Origin of the sequence: Enterobacter sp. Ag1 (assembly GCA_000277545.1) — a bacterium.
Taxonomy (GTDB): domain Bacteria; phylum Pseudomonadota; class Gammaproteobacteria; order Enterobacterales; family Enterobacteriaceae; genus Cedecea.
In genome coordinates, this window is sequence record AKXM01000031.1 from 136,811 (window position 1) to 154,872 (window position 18,062).

Consider the following 18,062-nt stretch of genomic DNA (forward strand, 5'->3'; position numbering starts at 1 on the left):
GCGGCTCCTTAGAAATAACCCTGGCGTTTTTTCAGCTCCATCGAGCCGGCCTGGTCGCGGTCAATCATGCGTCCCTGGCGTTCACTGGTAGTGGAAACCAACATCTCTTCGATGATCTCCGGCAGCGTCTGCGCGGTTGACTCCACCGCGCCGGTCAGCGGCCAGCAGCCCAGGGTACGGAAGCGCACCATACGTTGTTCAATCACTTCACCCGGCTGCAAATCGATACGATCGTCGTCAATCATCATCAGCATACCGTCGCGCTCCAGCACGGGACGCGGTGCCGCCAGATACAGCGGAACGATGTCGATATTTTCCAGGTAGATGTACTGCCAGATATCCAGTTCGGTCCAGTTAGAGAGTGGGAACACGCGAATACTTTCGCCTTTATTTATCTGGCCGTTGTAGTTATGCCACAGCTCAGGCCGCTGGTTTTTTGGGTCCCAGCGGTGGAAGCGATCGCGGAAAGAGTAAATACGCTCTTTCGCACGGGATTTCTCTTCATCGCGGCGCGCGCCGCCAAAGGCAGCATCAAAGCCGTATTTATTCAGCGCCTGCTTAAGCCCTTCGGTTTTCATGATATCGGTATGCTTTGCGCTGCCGTGAACGAACGGGTTAATACCCATCGCTACACCTTCAGGATTGCGGTGTACGATAAGATCGCAGCCGTAGGCTTTCGCCGTGCGGTCACGGAATTCGTACATTTCGCGGAATTTCCAGCCGGTATCAACGTGCAGCAGCGGGAACGGCAGCGTACCTGGGTAGAAAGCTTTACGGGCCAAATGCAGCATGACCGAAGAGTCTTTCCCAATGGAATACATCATCACCGGATTAGAAAATTCGGCAGCGACCTCACGGATAATATGGATGCTTTCAGCTTCCAGTTGCCGCAAGTGAGTGAGTCGTTTTTGGTCCATAACCTTCCCTTAAGCAGATGCGCCGCGGCCGTTCATCGCAGCCGCTTGAGATTTAATCTAAGGGGACTATAAGTCTTGGGCTTATTTGTTATGAAATTACGAATTGGAATGACTAGTTCCCTAAAAGAATAACGCCACGGCAAAGCTAACGACAAAATGTGCTTAACCAGTCGTTTTTTCGCGGGTTTAAGAGCAAATGAAATTGTTTAACCTGGCTCACAGTTTCATACTAACGGCGCTTAAAATTTCCGACTAATAAAGATGAATAAGGACGTACTATGTTTTCCGCATTGCGCCGCTCGGTGATTTGCCTGGCGCTGGGCGCGTGCTTTAGCTTTCCCGCAGTGGCGAAGGTCACGCAGCAGGGCGACCTTGCCGACCAGCAAACCCGCCATATCGCGACTTATTTTCCGGGCCGAATGACCGGCAGCCCTGCTGAAATGCTGGCCGCAGACTATATTCAGCAGCAGTTTAAAAGCTGGGGATACCAGAGCGATATTCGCCAGTTTAATACCCGCTATATCTACACCACGAAAGCGGGACATCAGACCTGGCATAACGTCACTACCAGCAGCGTGATTGCCGCCCGTGAAGGTAAACTGCCGCAGCAAATTATTATCATGGCGCATCTGGACACCTATACGCCGCTCAATGATAAAGACGTGGACAATAATCTCGGCGGCCTCACGCTGCAGGGCGTGGACGATAATGCTTCCGGCCTTGGCGTCATGCTGGAGCTGGCCGAGCGCCTGAAAGATATTCCTACCCGCTACGGCATCCGCTTTATTGCCACCAGTGGAGAAGAAATTGGCTCCCTGGGTGCGAAAAATATTCTGGAGCGCATGAGCAAAGCGGAGCAGGCCAACACGCTGCTGGTGATCAACCTGGACAGCCTGATCGTTGGCGATAAGCTCTACTTCAATAGCGGGGCATCAACGCCTGCGGCCGTGCGTAAACTGACCCGCGATCGCGCGCTGACGCTGGCTCATCGCGCCGGGATTCAGGCCACCAGCAATCCGGGACTGAATACGAAATACCCGAAAGGCACCGGCTGCTGTGGCGATGCTGAACCATTCGACAAGGCCGGGATCCCGGTGCTGTCCGTGGAAGCCACCAACTGGACGCTTGGGGCGAAAGACGGTTATCAGCAGCGCAGTAAAAACAAGGCATTTCCAGACGGTACCAGCTGGCATAACGCCACGCTCGACAACCTCGAGTATCTGGATAAAGCGCTGCCGGGCAGAATTAAGCGCCGCAGCCATGACACGGTTCGTATTCTGCTCCCGCTGGTGAAAGAGTTGGCGAAGGCCGGGAAGTGATTTTCCCCTCGCCGCAATGGCGAGGGGGTATTTATTCGTGCAAACCGCACTCGCGTTTCAGGCCAAAGAAGCGCGTCTCTTCTTCTGCCATGCCAGGTTCCCATTTACGGGTGGTGTGGGTATCGCCGACGGACAAATAGCCCTGATCCCAGAGCGGATGGTACTTCAGCCCGTGCTCGGTCAGGTACTGGTAAACCGTGCGGTTATCCCAGTCGATGATCGGCAGAATTTTAAAGACTTCACGCTGTACGGCCAGCACCGGCAAATTGGCGCGGCTGCCGGACTGTTCACGACGCAGGCCAGCAAACCAGGTTTGCGCCTCCAGCGTTTTCAACGCGCGGTTCATCGGCTCAACTTTGTTGATGTCGTTGTAGCGCTCAATGCCCTCCACGCCCTGCTCCCACAGTTTGCCGTAACGCGCTTCCTGCCAGGCCGGGCTTTCGGTCGCGCGGAACACCTGCAAATTCAGCTTCAGCTTGTCGGTAAGCTCGTCGATAAACTGGTAGGTTTCCGGGAACAGATAGCCGGTATCGGTCAGGATCACCGGGATATCGGGGCGCTGCTGCGTGACCAGATGCAGACACACGGCGGCCTGAATGCCGAAGCTGGACGAGAGCACAAATTCCCCAGGCAGATTTTCCAGCGCCCAGGCCACGCGCTGCTGCGCGCTAAGTTTTTCCAGCTGAGCGTTGACTTCGGCGAGCGCCATGACGCGTTCGACTTTAGGAAGGGCGTTCAGTTCGTTTAAATCAAGTACGGACATACGTGCCTCACTTAGTAATCAATGACCCTTACCCCGGCCCTCTCCCTGGAAGGGAGAGGGGGAAGCGAAGCCAGGCAATCGTTATGCTAATCCCCTCTCCCCTTTGGGGAGAGGGTTAGGGTGAGGGGAAAAACTAGTCCCACAAATCCCTGGCCGGATCGAGCACCGGGCGAATAATCCCAGCGCGTACGGTAAAATCACCAAAGCCTTCGTCGGTCTCACGTTCTTTCGCCCAGCGGCCCACCAGCTCATCAATCGAGCTGAGGATCTCCGGCTCGGTGATATTTTCGCGGTACATGCGCGGAATACGCGTCCCGATACGGTTGCCGCCAATGTGCAGGTTGTAGCGCCCAGGCGCTTTCCCCACGAGGCCAATTTCGGCCAGCATCGCGCGGCCACAGCCGTTCGGGCAGCCGGTAACACGCATCACAATGTGCTCATCCGGCACTTTGTGTTTATCCATCACCTGCTCAACTTTGGTGACAAACTCCGGCAGGAAGCGTTCGGCTTCCGCCATCGCCAGCGGGCAGGTCGGGAACGCCACGCAGGCCATTGAGTTCTCACGCTGCGGCGTAACCGCATTCATCAAGCCAGACTCGGTTGCCAGCTTCTCAATTTTAGCCTTTTCGCTTTCCGGCACACCGGCGACGATCAGGTTCTGGTTTGCCGTCAGGCGGAAATCACCTTTGTGGATCCTGGCTATCTCCAGCAGACCGGTTTTCAGCGGTCGCCCAGGGTAATCCAGGATGCGGCCATTTTCGATAAACAGCGTCAGGTGCCATTTGTCGTCAATGCCCTTCACCCAGCCAATACGATCGCCGCGGCCGGTAAATTCGTATGCGCGGGTTGGCTCAAACTTGATGCCAGCGCGGCGCTCAACTTCCGCCTTAAACACGTCAACGCCAACGCGCTCAAGGGTATATTTGGTTTTAGCATTTTTACGGTCGGTACGGTTTCCCCAGTCGCGCTGGGTTGTCACCACCGCTTCCGCTACCGCCAGAGTATGCTCCAGCGGAATGTAGCCGAATTCGCTTGCCGTGCGGGCATAGGTATTTTTATTCCCGTGCTCGATGGACAAGCCACCGCCGACCAGCAGGTTGAAGCCAACCAGCTTGCCGTTTTCCGCAATCGCGATGAAGTTCATATCGTTGGCGTGCAGATCCACGTCGTTCTGCGGCGGGATCACTACCGTAGTTTTAAACTTACGCGGCAGATAGGTCGGCCCCAGAATCGGCTCTTCGTCGGTGGTGGCGACTTTTTCTTTGTCCCACCAAATCTCGGCGTAGGCGCGGGTGCGCGGCAGCAGGTGCTCAGAGAGCTTTTTCGCCCATTCGTAGGCTTCCTGATGCAGCTCAGACTCTACCGGGTTAGAAGTACACAGCACGTTACGGTTCACGTCGTTGGCCGTCGCCAGCGCGTCCAGGCCCACCTCGTGCAGCATTTCATGCGCGGGCTTGACGTTCTTCTTCAGAATGCCGTGGAACTGGAACGTCTGGCGGTTGGTCAGGCGAATGCTGCCGTAGATAGTCTTATCTTCGGCGAACTTATCAATAGCCTGCCACTGCTGGGTGGTGATAATCCCCCCCGGCAGGCGACAGCGGAGCATCATCGCGTGACGCGGCTCCAGCTTCTGCTCAGCGCGTTCGGCTCGAATATCACGGTCATCCTGCTGATACATGCCGTGGAAGCGGATCAGCAGGAAGTTGTCGCCGTTGAAACCGCCGGTCAGGCCATCCTGCAGATCTTCTTTAATGGTGCCGCGCAGAAAATCGCTGTCGCGCTTCAGGCGTTCGGCGTCGACCAGTTTGCCTTCGACCACCAGAGGGCCAGGGTGTTTTTCACTCATTAGTAGACATCTCGCTGATAACGGCGCTCAACGCGCAGCTCACTTAAAAATTCATCTGCCGCTTCGGTGTCCATGCCACCGTGGACGGCAACCACTTCCAGTAACGCCTGCTCAACGTCCTTCGCCATACGGTTGGCGTCGCCGCAGACGTAAATGTGGGCACCTTCCTGAATCCAGCGCCACAGTTCCGCGCCTTTCTCGCGCAGTTTGTCTTGTACGTATATTTTATGCTGCTGGTCACGGGACCAGACTAAATCGATGTTCGTCAGCAGGCCGTCTTTGACGTAGCGCTGCCATTCCACCTGATAAAGGAAATCTTCGGTAAAGTGCGGGTTGCCAAAGAACAGCCAGTTCTTGCCGCCAGCGCCGTCGCTGTCGCGCTGCTGAATAAAGGCGCGGAACGGGGCGATGCCGGTGCCGGGGCCAATCATAATGACCGGGGTTTCAGGGTTGGCCGGTAAGCGGAAGTTATCGTTATGTTCAATGAACACGCGCACTTCGCCATCTTCCTCAAGGCGGTCGGCCAGGAAACCTGAAGCGCCACCGCTGCGGGCACGGCCTTCGATGTCATAGCGCACCGCGCCCACGGTAATGTGGACTTCGGTTTCAGCTTCCGCCTGCGAAGAGGCAATAGAATAAAGGCGCGGTGTGAGCGGACGCAGCAGGCCAGTCAGCTGTTCAGCCGTCAGCTCTGCCGGGGCGTAGCGCACCATGTCCACAATCGGCGTGGTCTGCGCGTAATGCTGTAATTTGGCTTTATCGCCCACCAGCTCCAGCAGCGCCGTGTTGCGGGTCAGCTGGGCGTAGTTTTCAACGATATTGCCGGTGTTGACCGTCAGCTCGAAGTGCCACTGCAGCGCTTCGCTTAACGGCAGCGTTTTGCCATCGACGGTGACGCTTTCATCGCCTTTCAGCCATAGCAGATCCGTCAGCTCTTTCACCAGCGCCGGATCGTTCTGATACCAGACGCCAAGCGCATCGCCCGGCTGATAGCGCATGCCGGAGTCGCCAAGATCGATTTCGATATGGCGCACGTCTTTATCGGAGTCACGGCCGGTAATTTTCTGGTTCACCGCAAGCGTGGCGGTCAACGGTGATTCTTTGCTGTAAGGGCTGGTGAAGATTTCGTTGCTCACGCCCGTGGCCGTCGCGGCAGCCTGAGCCGGTGTTTCGGCCGGGACGCGGGATTTCAGCAGTTCAACGATTTGGCTGCGCCATGCCTGGGCGGCAGGCTGGTACTCTACGTCGGTATCAACGCGATCCAACAGGCGCTCGCCGCCTAATTCAGCCAGTTTACTGTCGAAGTCTTTGCCTGACTGGCAGAAGAATTCATACGAGCTGTCACCGAGGCCAAAGACGGCAAACGCGGTGCCGTTCAACTTCGGTGCTTTTTTCGAGAACAGGAATTTGTGCAGGGCCACGGCCTCTTCAGGCGGCTCCCCTTCCCCTTGCGTGGAACTGACGACAATCAGCAGTTTTTCCTGGGCAATTTGTTTGAATTTGTAGTCGCCCGCGTTCACCAGATTGACGTTCAGCTTCGCCGCCAGCAGGTCGTCCCGCAGCTGCTCACTCACGCGGCGTGCGTTGCCGGTCTGCGACGCGGAAATTAGCGTAATCACTGGGACTTCTGCCGCAGGGGCCGGAGCCGCCGCGACAGCACCAGGCTGCTGGTTAATCATTCCCCAGAAATAACCGGATAACCAGGCCAGCTGAGTGGTTGAAAAATCAGTGGTCGCCGCCTGAAGGCGTGCCAGCTGGTCCGGCGTTAACGGCAGCAAAGCGCTCGGTGGAACCTGAGAAGTCATACGTATTTAGCTTCCAGTAGCAAAGGGCAAAAAAGGGCTTACAGACTGTAATGAGTCAAGGTTAACCAGCAGGTTATCAACAATTAAAGAAGGGATGGAAATAATAAATAACTAAAACGACTAATCGTTTTTTCAGGTAAATCATAGTGTTAAAAGTGATTACCTAACTACCTGATGAATATAAGATTTCAGCGCATTCACCGCTATTTACACCATGCTGCAGGGCAATGCGCCGTTTAGTTAATGCGAAAAATAGTCCATTCCGCTATCATGCGGCGGTTTTTTGAATTCCAGAGAGTCGAATGATGTCCACCACCCTGTTTAAAGATTTTACCTTCGAAGCCGCCCACCGCCTGCCGCACGTCCCGGAAGGTCACAAATGCGGTCGCCTGCATGGCCACTCCTTTATGGTGCGCCTGGAAATCACCGGCGAGGTAGATCCTTATACCGGTTGGATCATGGACTTCTCCGAGCTGAAAGCCGCGTTTAAGCCAACCTACGATCGCCTCGATCACTATTATCTGAACGATATCCCAGGGCTTGAAAACCCCACCAGCGAAGTGCTGGCGAAATGGATTTGGGATCAGATGAAACCTGTTGTGCCGCTGCTGAGCGCGGTGATGATCAAAGAAACCTGCACCGCAGGCTGCGTCTACCGCGGCGAATAAGCTAAAAAAAGTCCGGAAATCACTCCGGACTTTTCCTCTCTGCGTCCCCCATCAAGCTAATTTTCATCCCACTTTGGTAAGCTGCGACGTCGCAACTAAAAGGTGCACGGGATGGCCACTACAGATTTCGATATTATCGTCGTTGGCGCGGGGATCGCAGGCTCCTGCTGCGCGGTAGAGTGCGCGCGCGCCGGGCTAAATGTTCTGCTTGTTGAGCGGGCAGCTCAGCCGGGAGGCAAAAACCTGTCGGGCGGCAGGCTTTACACCGCCGCGTTTGATGCCCTCTTTCCTGATTTTTCTCGCGCCGCCCCACTCGAACGCTGTATCACCCATGAAAAACTCTCCGCGCTGACGGCAGAAACGTCCACGACGTTGAGTTTCCAGCACCCTTCGGCAGCGTCATACAGCGTGCTGCGTGCCCGGCTGGATCCGTGGCTGTTCCAGCAGGCTGAACAAGCGGGCGCGCAGTGCCTGACTGCGACTCAGGTCGATAGCCTGCATGTTGAAAACGGCGCGGTGAGCGGCGTGGTGATCGAAGGCGAAGTGCTGAGCGCCAAAGCCGTGGTTATCGCCGAAGGGGCCAATACCCTGCTGGCGGAACAGCACAAGCTGTTGCACAAGTTACCCGAGCACAGCGTTGCCGTTGGCGTGAAAGAAATGCTGGCGCTACCGAAAGAAGATCTCGAGAACCGCTTCTCGCTTGAAGGTAACGCCGGTGCCGCCTGGCTGTTCACCGGCGGCATCTGCGGTGAACAGCCTGCGGGCGGGTTCCTCTATACCAATCTAGATACGCTGTCTGTCGGCATTGTCTGCCCGCTATCTTCAATTCGGGCTGCCTCTGCTTCGCTTCCCGATCTGCTGGAAAACTTCAAGCAGCACCCGACGCTGCGCCCGCTTCTGCGCCGTGCCGAGCTGGTGGAATACGGCGCGCATCTGATTCCTGAATGTGGCCTGAACGGGCTTCCCGAGCGCCTGGCCGGCCCCGGCTATTTGCTGGTGGGCGACAGCGCCCGTTTCTGTATCAATACCGGTTTCACCGTGCGCGGCATGGATTTGGCGGCGTTTTCGGCAAAAGCGGCGGCGCAAACGCTGATTCAAGCGCTACAAGAAAATATCAGTGTCGATCTTCATCAGGCGTACCGCCACCAGTTGGCGTGCACTTCGCTGTGGGCGGTGCTGGAGCGCTATCGCAAAATGCCTGATTTTTTACAAACGCCGGGGCTGTTTCAGGACTATCCGCACCTGCTGGCTGAGCTGCAGCGTGATATCTTTGATCCCCAGCATTCACCGCCGCCACGGCTCAGCAGCCTGCTGTGGAAACATGCCCGCAAAACGGGTATTTCCAGACTGGTTAAAGACATTTTTCGCGGAGGGCGCAGCCTGTGAACCTGCATGAGAAACTGGCCAGAAACGCCTGGCAACCTGCGGAGAAACCACACATTGTCCCCGCAGATGATCCCGATATCGAACAGCTTACTCTGCTGGTACGAGCCTGCCCCGCCGGGCTATACCGACAGAAAGAAGACGGCAGCCTGCACATTGATACCGCCGGCTGCCTGGAGTGCGGCACCTGCCGCCTGCTGTGCGACGAACAAACCCTCAGCCGCTGGCACTACCCGCCCGCAGGCTGCGGCATCCAATTACGCTTTGGTTAATGGAGTCCAAGCTGTGTCCCTGATGTCCCTACTCAAGCAACACCCGCTGATTGCAGCGGTAAAAGATAACCAGAGCCTGCAGCTGGCGCTGGAATCCGACTGCCAGGTGATTTCCGTGCTGTACGGCAATATCTGCACCATTACCGGCATCGTGCAGCAAATTAAGAAGGCGAATAAATACGCGCTGGTGCACGTCGATTTACTGGAAGGGACATCGAATAAAGAGATTGTGATTAACTTTCTGAAACTGGTGACCCAGGCCGACGGCGTGATCAGTACCAAAGCGCCAATGGTGAAAGCGGCCAGGGCGCAGGGGTTCTTTGCCATTCACCGGCTGTTTATCGTCGATTCCATCTCTTACCACAACATCGATAAACAGGTGGCCCAGTCGAACCCGGACTGCATCGAGATCCTGCCGGGATGTATGCCGAAAGTGATGAAATGGGTCACAGAAAAAATCGACCTGCCGGTGATTGCCGGTGGCCTGGTGTGCGACGCGGAGGATGCCAACAACGCACTCAGCGCCGGGGCGTTGGCTATCTCCACCACCAATACCGGCGTCTGGCAGTTGGCTAAATATCTTCCCTGACACAGGTTTGCAGCTCGGTTAGCACCGGCAGCAGGTCATCGACGATCCCCACATCGGCGTGGCGGAAAATCGCCGCCTGCGGATCGTTGTTGATGGCAACAATGAACCGGCTGTGGGCAATACCGCTGATAAAGGCCGGTGCGCCGGAGACACCTGCCGCAATACAAACGTCTGCGGCAACCTGGGTACCGGATATCCCCAGCAGTTTGTCCATGCTGCACCAGGCGTGCATCACCGCTTCGCGGCTGGCGCCGGTTTCCATGCCCAGACAGCAGGCAATCTCCTCTACCTGCGCCATGGCTTGAGGGCTGCCAACTCCCCGTCCCACCGCCAGCACAAGCCTGGCATCGGCCAGGCCGGATTCGGCTTCATCGGCAATTGCCCGGGATTCAAGCAGCCAGGCGGGCTTCTGTGCTGCCACGGGAATCGGTACATACTCGATCTCCGGTTGCCAGGGTTTGGCTCCCGGCGCGGCGGCTACGCTCAGGCACCAGGGCTTATTGTGCAGTTGAAGCTCAGCCACCAGCGCGCCGCCATAGGCGTTTTTGCGCACCACCTGCCGGGCAAAATCCGCGTCGTTAATCGCGCTCCACGCCTCCCCTTGCAGCCGGTGAGCCAGCCGGGTGGCAAGCTCCGCGCCCTGCCAGCCAGAAGGGAATAACAGCATGTCTACTGGGGCAGACACAAAATGGGTATACAACCCCTCCAGCAGCGGCTCGCTGAATTCACTCTCCGGCAGCAGCCAGGCTTCGATATGTTCTGGTGCCATTTCACTGCACGCAATGAAATGCCCTATCTCACTGAGCGCCGACGCTTGCCTCGCTTCAGGCAGAACCAGGGCAATTTTCATGATTTCATCCTTTTACGTAGCCAGTCGCGGTAGAGGCTGCGGACCTTTTCGCGCACATCGCTGCCCTGAATAATTAAGCCGCCGCGCTGCCGCTGAGGGTGATCCAGCCCGACCAGAGGAGAGAATGCCTCCTCATGACCAGGGACTTTCACAGGCAAGACCTCAACATCCGAAGCTTTCACCGCCAGCTTTTGTCGCAGGCCAGGCGTTCTCAGGCAGTAATCTCCACGGCTTTCAATCATCAGCACCGCAGGCAGCCGCACGGTCAGGCTGCGTTTTCCTGCGCCGTGCCGCTGTTTCAGGCAAAGCTGCTGCCGTTCAGCATCGAGCGTGAAATCATAGACCTGAGTGAAACACGGCCAGCCCAGCTGTTCGGCGAGATAAAACCCCGTCTGGCCGCTGTTACCTTCGGCGCTGCGTGAGCCCATGACCACCAGAGATTGAGAATGTTGCTGCTGCCATGCGGCCAGCAAGGCAGCCACTGAGTCGGGAGAAAAAGTCAGCTCGTCATCCGGCTGCAGCCGAACGGCTCGCAGGAACCCCAGCGCTTTGAACTGGCGAAGAAAGCTGTCCGCCCGCTCGTGACCAATGCTTAAGGCGGTAAGGTTTAAGCCTTCAGCCTGACGCAGCAGTATCTCCGCGGCAGCAGCCTCATCTTCTCCCAGACAAGGGCGCGTTATCGAGGTGTCCAGGCTGCCCTGCCCGGCGGCCAGCCAGTCTTTTTCCGCCAGCATGGCGAGGTCTGGCTCGGCCTTAAAGGCTAACAGAATGTTCATGATTCACTCCCGGCGGCTGCTCTTTATTCCCGGACGCGGCCACAAGGCTCATGTTTCGCGTTTCCGGCGCCCAGAAGACGGAAACCAGCAGGCCCAGCATCAGAACCGCGCTCAGCAACAGCATGGTGTTTTGCACCCCGAAGGAGACCAGCGCCACCGGCAGCAGTCCGGTGCTAATTGCCGAACCCAGGCGGCTCATCGACGTCGCAAACCCTACGCCCAGCGAGCGAATATCCGTCGGGAAACTCTCAGCGGGGAGAACGCCGACCAGGTTGCTGACCGCCGAAATGGTCAGCGTAAAAACAAAGAACAGCAGCAGGATGAGGGTGCCGTGTTGTTCCGGCACCAGCGCCAGTGCGGTAAGGCTGAAGAACAGCACCAGAAAACCGCCGATCAGGAAGCCGCGTCTTGAGCAGCGGTGGGTCAGCACCAGGCCCGCGATCGCGCCCACCACCAGCACCACATTCAGCAACAGGCTGGCGGTCAGGCCATCCTGCATACCCAGCAGCCCGGTAATGGACGGCAGCCAGGTATAAATCGCAAACCACGGGATCACCAGGCAAACAAAGAACAGGCTATTAAACGCGGTACGCCGCCAGTATTGCCCGGAAAACAACGTGCGGAGATGGCGGGAAGTTGGCACCGCAATCTCATCGCTAATAACAACATGTTCGCCGAAGCAGCGGCGCACAATCTGATGCGCTTCGGACACCCGCCCCTGGCGAAGCAGCCAACGAGGAGATTCCGGGGTGCCCCAGCGCAAGAAAGTGATTAACAACGCAGGCAACGCGGCCGACGCCAGCAGCCAGCGCCAGGCTTCCGGCCCGCTCTCCACTAGCTGATGCCCAATGAGGCTCGCCAGCACATAACCCAGCGTCCAGACCACACTAAAAGCGCCGAGCAACACGCCACGATGTTTGCGCGGGGCAAATTCGGCCAACATGGTGTGGCCCACGGAGTAGTCGCCGCCCAGCCCGATGCCAATCAGCACCCGCAGCAGAATCAACTGCTCTACGTTACTAACGAAAAATTGTAAAAAGGAGGCCAGTGTGATGAGCACGAAGCTGAAGTTAAAGATTTTCTGACGACCAATATGATCGGAGATCCAGCCCAGCACCAGGCTGCCCAGAAACAGCCCAAACAGCGCCGAGCCGCCCACTAATCCTTCCTGAAGCGGCGTCAGGCTCATTTGCGGCGCAATCATCACCAGCGCAAAGCCAATTACGCCGAGCACGTAGCCGTCCGTCAAGTGAGCGCCGAAGGTCAGCCCGGCAATGCGTAAATGAAAGCGATTAAGCGGCAGGTCATCCATACGAACCGGTTCGGCGTGCATACTGATTCCTTTGTCGATCCGTAAATGAAGAGGTCGGCTCCTGAGAGCCGACCCGTGCGGTTATGTGCGATTATTTTTCAATCGGCCAAATCGTGCCGGTGTTCATGATGCCGTTCGGATCGTACTGATCTTTCAGGCCCTGCATGATTGGCCAGGCGGTGCCGTGCTCCAGCCTGGACCAGTGCACGCGGTGCTTGCCGATCCCGTGGTGGTGCACCATCGAGCCGCCGAGGCGAATCGTCTCTTCCACGATGATTTTGTTCAGCGGGTTGTGGTACTTGTCGATCTCCTCTTCCGGCTTGCAGCCCACCACGTTGTAGTCGTACACAAAGTACATGTTGGTGCCGTTGATGTAGCTGTGGGAAGAGTGGCCGCCCAGCATAGTGATATCACCCGCATGTGGGAACTCGTTGCGAATGCGCTCGATCACATTGTGGTAAATCTCATTAATGCAGCTCCAGCTGCCAGAAACTTCCGTGGTAAAGCCCATGTTGCCGGTTTTCAGGATCTGCACACGTTCGGCGGCCACTTTATCTGGCCCCCAGTTCAGGTTGTTGAACCAGGTTTCGATGAGCTTGCTGTCCACTTTCTTGCATTCCGGGTGGCGGGCAACAATTTCTTCGATGCCCGCGCCGGTCGCTTCAGCCAGGCGCTTAGAGCCTTCTGCCATAAAGATCAGCACGCATTTGCCGTCGGCAAAATGGGTGAAGTGCTGGGTGCCATCTTCGGCGTCATACAGGCGGGCAATCGACGGACGGTAGCCTTCCACCATCACTTCACGCAGGATGTTGAACCCGGTCTTCATGTTGTCGAGGATGTAGCCGTAGAACAGGTTGTTTTCCGGCATGTACTTGAAGATTTTTACCGTTACTTCGGTGATGTAGCAGAGCGCCCCTTCGTTGCCGATGATCACGTGGCGAATGTCCGGGCCAGCGGCACGGCGCGGCACGTTTTTAATGCGCGTGATGCTGCCGTCCGGGAACACGGCTTCCAGACCAACCACCATGTCCTCAATCGCCCCGTACAGGGTTGAGAACTGGCCGATGCTGCGGGTTGCCACAAGGCCGCCCATTTGTGCCAGCGGTTTGGACTGCGGCGAGTGGCCGGTGGTGTAGCCTTTTTCACGCAGGGCGTCTTCCAGCACTTCCAGCGGCACGCCGCACTGGGCGGTGGCCTGCATGTTTTCAATGTCGATATCGACAATCTTGTTCAGCCCCGAGCCATCCAGCACCACGGAGTTTTTCACCACCGCTTCCAGGCCGCCTTCCGTTGCGGAAGCGCCGGTTCGCGGGATACAGGTGATGTGGTTGCTGTTGAGAAACGCCAGTACGCTGGAGACTTGCTCAGTGTTCTGCAGTTTCACTACCGCGGCCGGCAGCGGCTGAGTGTACACGCCATGAATATCCGCATATTTTCTGAACCGGTCGATACTGTTTTTCTGTAATACTTTTTCATCGGTAATAACCTGCTGTGGACCAACGATTTCTTTTAATTGATCCACAATTGCTTCGCGAGATAAAGACATGACAACTCCTTCCTGACAAATAAGGGAATACGGATATAAATAAGAGAAAGCAGGAACCACCCTGCGAAAACTACCTGACTAAATAACCACCATCAACGACTAACAAATGGCCATTAACATAATCTGAAGCACGGCTGGATAAATAAACCATTGCCCCCATAAGATCCTGCGTTTCACCCCAGCGGTTGGCTGGAATATGATCCAGTACGCGCTTGTTGGTTTCCGGGTTTTTACGCGTTTCGGTAGTAATATCGGTGGCATAATAACCAGGCGCAATACCGTTCACCTGAATATTATATTGGCCTAATTCATCGCAATACGCTTTCGTTAAACCGGCCAGCGCGTGTTTTGTGGCGGAATAAGCCGGAGACCACTGGCCGCCAAGATAAGAAAATAGCGAACAGATATTAATAATTTTTCCGTGCTTTTGCGGGATCATCACTTTGGCCGCCTCGTGACTTAATTCGAACGCCGCGGTCAGGTTAATGTTGATCATCGGGTCCCAGTCGGCGCGGCCGAAATCCAGCACCTTGTTGAGCTTACAGATCCCGGCGTTGTTGACCAGAATATCCACCGAACCAAAGGTTTCCAGGCACTGGGCGATGACCTGAGCCGGGGCACCTTTCTCCGTGATATCCACGGTCATAAACGCCACTTTTACGCCTTGTTGTTCAATTAGTTGACGCGTTTCGCCTTTCTCTTCCACCACCGTTGGAATAAACACATTCGCGCCAGCCTTAGCCAGCGCCATGGCGAAGGCCTGCCCCAGCCCGCTGTTACCGCCGGTGACAATCGCCGTCTTCCCCTTGAGCGAGAAGAAGTCCAGTGAGAATTCGTTGAGTGCGCTGAGCGACATGATGAACTCCTTAAATTTTTTAAACGCAAAAAAAATGAGAAAAGCAAGCTCCCCCCGAAAGGGAAGTTACTTTTCTCATCATCTCTAGTAACTGGCTAAAATAAGTATCACAGCGGTGGGGGCATGTTGTGTGATCAACATCACAACTCATTAACAAGAGGGTTCTATCGCTAAATTATTCGCCGTGAAAACCAATATCGTGATATTTCTCACACTAAAAAAACACGCTGCATGTTAATAATCTCCGCAATTACTAGAGCCCATGAGAAAAGTAATCAGCCCTTAAAAGGGGATTGGTTACTTTTCTCTTTTTTTTGTCTTTAACAATCCTGATTACTGAGAGCACACCATGCGTGATTCAAATTTTCGCCGCTGGCTAACGCTGGCAATAATAAGTATCAGTGGTGGTGTAAGTTTTGACCTTGCTTATTTAAGGTATATTTACCAAATCCCCATGGCAAAATTTATGGGGTTTAGCAATACCGAAATAGGCTTAATTATGAGTACATTCGGAATAACCGCAATTATCCTTTATGCGCCGAGTGGAATTATTGCTGATAAATTCTCTCACCGCGTAATGATGACGCTGGCGATGATTGCCACCGGCCTGTTGGGGATTGTGATGGCTTTCTATCCGCCGCTGTGGGTAATGATCGTCATTCAGGTCGCCTTCGCCGTGACCACCATTCTGATGCTGTGGTCGGTCTCCATTAAGGCGGCTTCCCTGCTGGGGGATCATAGCGAGCAGGGAAAAATCATGGGCTGGATGGAAGGCCTGCGCGGCGTCGGCGTGATGGCGCTGGCGGTATTCACCATGTGGGTGTTTTCGCGCTTTGCGCCGGAAGATGCCAACAGCCTTAAAGCCGTTATTCTTATCTACAGCGGCGTTTATATTGCGCTTGGCGTGCTGTGTTGGTTCTTTGTCAGCGACGGCTTTACCGGCCGCACAGAAGGTGCTCAGGCAGCCAAAAAACCGGCCTTCCAGCTCAAAGATATTCTGTCCGTTTTACGGATAAGTACCACCTGGTACTGCAGTATGGTGATCTTCGGGGTTTACACCATTTATGCCATCCTGAGCTATTCCACCAACTATCTGACCGAGATGTACGGCATGTCGCTGGTGGCCGCCAGCTACATGGGCATCGTGATCAATAAAATCTTCCGCGCCTTTTGCGGCCCGCTGGGCGGCATTATTACGACCTACAGCAGAATTAAATCTCCCACTCGCGTGGTGCAGTTGCTCTCTATTGTTGGCGCAGTCGCACTAATAGCGCTGCTGGCGACCAACGCCAATCCTCAGTCCGTTGCGATGGGCATTGGGCTTATTTTACTGCTGGGGTTCACCTGTTACGCCTCACGCGGGTTGTACTGGGCCTGCCCCGGCGAAGCGAGAACGCCGCCCTATATTATGGGAACCACCGTGGGTATCTGTTCGGTCATCGGCTTCTTGCCGGACGTATTCGTATACCCGCTTGTCGGCCACTGGCAGGACACCCTGCCCGCAGAAGAAGCCTACCGCAACATGTGGCTGATGGGATTAGCCGCACTGTGCATGGTCATCGTGTTTGCCTTTTTGCTGATTCGCAAAATTCGCGCCGCCGACATCGCACAGGAAAAATTGGCATCGCTGGCCGCAACGGGCGAGTGATGAGGGAAAATTGAAGGAGAAAGGCAATGTCGAAGCAATACATCATTGGGATTGATGGTGGAAGCCAGAGTACAAAAGTCGTGATGTACGATCTGGCAGGTAATATCGTCTGCGAAGGCAAGGGGCAGCTGCAGCCGATGTACACGCCGGACGCGGATACCGCCGAACACCCTGACGACGATCTGTGGGACTCGCTGTGCCGCGCCGGGCAGGATTTAATGAGTCACTTCACAGGAGACATAAGTGCGATAGTTGGGATTGGCCTCGGCTCCATACGCTGCTGTCGCGCCTTATTAAAGGCCGACGGCACCCCAGCTGCGCCGCTGATCAGCTGGCAGGATGCCCGCGTCACCCGCCCCTACGAGCACACAAATCCTGATGTGGCCTGGGTGACTTCATTCTCGGGTTACCTGTCCCATCGCTTAACCGGCGAGTTCAAAGACAATATCGCCAACTATTTTGGCCAGTGGCCGGTGGACTACAAAACGTGGTCATGGAGCGACGACGGCGAAGTGCTGAAGAAATTTAATATTCCACGCACCATGCTGTTTGATGTTCAGATGCCGGGTACGGTCATTGGCCATCTCACAGAAAACGCAGCGAAGGCTACGGGCTTCCCGGCCGGATTACCGGTCGTTTGTACCACCAGCGATAAGCCGGTTGAAGCGCTTGGGGCCGGGCTGCTGGATGATGAAACGGCGGTGATTTCTCTCGGCACCTATATCGCGCTGATGATGAACGGCAAAGCGCTGCCAAAAGCCCCCGTGGCCTACTGGCCCATTATGTCGTCTGTGCCTGAAACGCTGTTGTATGAGGGCTACGGCATCCGCAAAGGAATGTGGACGGTAAGCTGGCTGCGGGACATGCTGGGCGAGTCGTTGATTCAGGATGCCAAAGCGCAGAATCTTTCCCCGGAAGGGTTATTGAACAAGAAAGCCGCGCTGGTGCCGCCGGGCTGTAACGGCTTAATGACCGTGCTGGACTGGCTGACCAATCCCTGGGAACCGTTTAAGCGTGGGATCATGATAGGTTTTGATTCCAGCATGGACTACGCGTGGATTTACCGCTCGATACTCGAAAGCATCGCCCTGACGCTGAAAAACAACTACGACAATATGTGCCATGAGATGGACCACTTTGCCAAACATGTGATCATCACTGGCGGCGGCTCCAACAGCGACCTGTTTATGCAGATCTTTGCCGACGTGTTTAACCTGCCGGTCAGGCGTAACGCGATCAACGGCTGCGCAAGTCTGGGAGCGGCAATCAACACCGCCGTCGGGCTGGGGCTGTATACCAGCTATGAAACCGCCGTCGAAAAAATGGTGCGGGTCAAAGACGTGTTTATGCCCGTTGAAAGCAACGCTAAACGCTATGAGGCGCTAAACAAAGGCATTTTCAGGGAGTTAACGCAGCACACTGACGTGATTCTGAAAAAATCGTATCAGGTGATGCACGGCGAGTTAGATAACACGGACTCGATTCAAAGCTGGTCCAACGCTTAACTCACGG

The 18,062-nt window shown here is 55.6% G+C and carries 16 protein-coding genes; 7 read left to right on the forward strand and 9 right to left on the reverse strand.

The genetic code is table 11. The features are described 5' to 3' along the window. Positions 1 to 8: 8 nt before the first annotated feature. Entirely contained in the window at positions 9 to 917 is a 909-nt protein-coding gene (cysD, locus tag A936_RS12665) for a sulfate adenylyltransferase subunit CysD (protein WP_008458345.1), read from the reverse strand. A 278-nt stretch (positions 918 to 1,195) separates the two neighbouring features. Between cysD and A936_RS12670 the strand changes: the two genes are divergently transcribed. Then, the gene (locus tag A936_RS12670; RefSeq protein ID WP_008458347.1) at positions 1,196 to 2,236 is read left to right on the forward strand and encodes an aminopeptidase; all 1,041 of its coding nucleotides are present in this window, start codon (positions 1,196 to 1,198) and stop codon (positions 2,234 to 2,236) included. Positions 2,237 to 2,267: 31 nt separating this feature from the next. Here the strand turns inward: A936_RS12670 and cysH are convergent, their stop codons facing one another. The 3 genes from cysH to cysJ form a co-directional block, all read right to left on the reverse strand. Continuing rightward, entirely contained in the window at positions 2,268 to 2,999 is a 732-nt protein-coding gene (gene cysH / locus A936_RS12675) for a phosphoadenosine phosphosulfate reductase (RefSeq protein ID WP_008458349.1), read from the reverse strand. 133 nt (positions 3,000 to 3,132) lie between these two features. Then, the gene (gene cysI / locus A936_RS12680; RefSeq protein WP_008458350.1) at positions 3,133 to 4,845 is read right to left on the reverse strand and encodes an assimilatory sulfite reductase (NADPH) hemoprotein subunit; all 1,713 of its coding nucleotides are present in this window, start codon (positions 4,843 to 4,845) and stop codon (positions 3,133 to 3,135) included. Next, entirely contained in the window at positions 4,845 to 6,650 is a 1,806-nt protein-coding gene (cysJ, locus tag A936_RS12685; RefSeq protein WP_008458353.1) for an NADPH-dependent assimilatory sulfite reductase flavoprotein subunit, read from the reverse strand. Before cysJ ends, cysI begins: the two co-directional genes overlap by 1 nt. Before the next feature lie 302 nt (positions 6,651 to 6,952). Here cysJ and queD point away from each other — a divergent pair, with 302 nt between their 5' ends. The 4 genes from queD to A936_RS12705 all read left to right on the forward strand — a co-directional run bounded on the left by queD (position 6,953) and on the right by A936_RS12705 (position 9,562). Beyond that, positions 6,953 to 7,318 (forward strand): 6-carboxytetrahydropterin synthase QueD, encoded by a 366-nt coding sequence (queD, locus tag A936_RS12690; RefSeq protein ID WP_162473299.1) that lies wholly within the window; start codon positions 6,953 to 6,955, stop codon positions 7,316 to 7,318. A 111-nt stretch (positions 7,319 to 7,429) separates the two neighbouring features. After that, positions 7,430 to 8,704 (forward strand): FAD-dependent oxidoreductase, encoded by a 1,275-nt coding sequence (locus tag A936_RS12695; RefSeq protein WP_008458356.1) that lies wholly within the window; start codon positions 7,430 to 7,432, stop codon positions 8,702 to 8,704. Then, positions 8,701 to 8,973: a ferredoxin family protein gene (locus A936_RS12700; RefSeq protein ID WP_008458357.1), complete on the forward strand. Its 273-nt coding sequence runs from the start codon at positions 8,701 to 8,703 to the stop codon at positions 8,971 to 8,973. The genes A936_RS12695 and A936_RS12700 overlap by 4 nt, the downstream gene beginning before the upstream one ends. A gap of 13 nt (positions 8,974 to 8,986) precedes the next feature. After that, positions 8,987 to 9,562, forward strand: a complete 576-nt coding sequence (locus A936_RS12705) for a glycerol-3-phosphate responsive antiterminator (RefSeq protein WP_008458359.1) — start codon at positions 8,987 to 8,989, stop codon at positions 9,560 to 9,562. Here A936_RS12705 and A936_RS12710 read toward each other — a convergent pair. From A936_RS12710 to A936_RS12730, 5 genes are all read right to left on the reverse strand, one after another. Continuing rightward, positions 9,546 to 10,412 (reverse strand): electron transfer flavoprotein subunit alpha/FixB family protein, encoded by an 867-nt coding sequence (locus tag A936_RS12710; protein ID WP_008458361.1) that lies wholly within the window; start codon positions 10,410 to 10,412, stop codon positions 9,546 to 9,548. The two genes, A936_RS12705 and A936_RS12710, sit on opposite strands and share 17 nt — an antisense overlap. Continuing rightward, the gene (locus A936_RS12715; protein WP_008458363.1) at positions 10,409 to 11,188 is read right to left on the reverse strand and encodes an electron transfer flavoprotein subunit beta/FixA family protein; all 780 of its coding nucleotides are present in this window, start codon (positions 11,186 to 11,188) and stop codon (positions 10,409 to 10,411) included. Before A936_RS12715 ends, A936_RS12710 begins: the two co-directional genes overlap by 4 nt. Beyond that, positions 11,166 to 12,521, reverse strand: coding sequence for an MFS transporter (locus A936_RS12720; RefSeq protein ID WP_008458365.1), 1,356 nt, complete (start codon positions 12,519 to 12,521; stop codon positions 11,166 to 11,168). Before A936_RS12720 ends, A936_RS12715 begins: the two co-directional genes overlap by 23 nt. 70 nt (positions 12,522 to 12,591) lie before the next feature. Beyond that, positions 12,592 to 14,046 (reverse strand): FAD-binding oxidoreductase, encoded by a 1,455-nt coding sequence (locus tag A936_RS12725; protein WP_008458367.1) that lies wholly within the window; start codon positions 14,044 to 14,046, stop codon positions 12,592 to 12,594. A 70-nt stretch (positions 14,047 to 14,116) separates the two neighbouring features. Continuing rightward, positions 14,117 to 14,902 carry an SDR family oxidoreductase gene (locus A936_RS12730; protein WP_008458368.1) on the reverse strand — a complete coding sequence of 262 codons (786 nt, stop codon included), beginning with the start codon at positions 14,900 to 14,902 and terminating at the stop codon, positions 14,117 to 14,119. A gap of 349 nt (positions 14,903 to 15,251) precedes the next feature. Between A936_RS12730 and A936_RS12735 the strand changes: the two genes are divergently transcribed. Together A936_RS12735 and A936_RS12740 are read left to right on the forward strand one after the other, a co-directional pair. Beyond that, positions 15,252 to 16,550, forward strand: coding sequence for an MFS transporter (locus A936_RS12735; RefSeq protein ID WP_034809055.1), 1,299 nt, complete (start codon positions 15,252 to 15,254; stop codon positions 16,548 to 16,550). Positions 16,551 to 16,576: 26 nt separating this feature from the next. After that, positions 16,577 to 18,055 (forward strand): FGGY-family carbohydrate kinase, encoded by a 1,479-nt coding sequence (locus tag A936_RS12740; RefSeq protein WP_008458372.1) that lies wholly within the window; start codon positions 16,577 to 16,579, stop codon positions 18,053 to 18,055. Positions 18,056 to 18,062 lie beyond the last annotated feature (7 nt).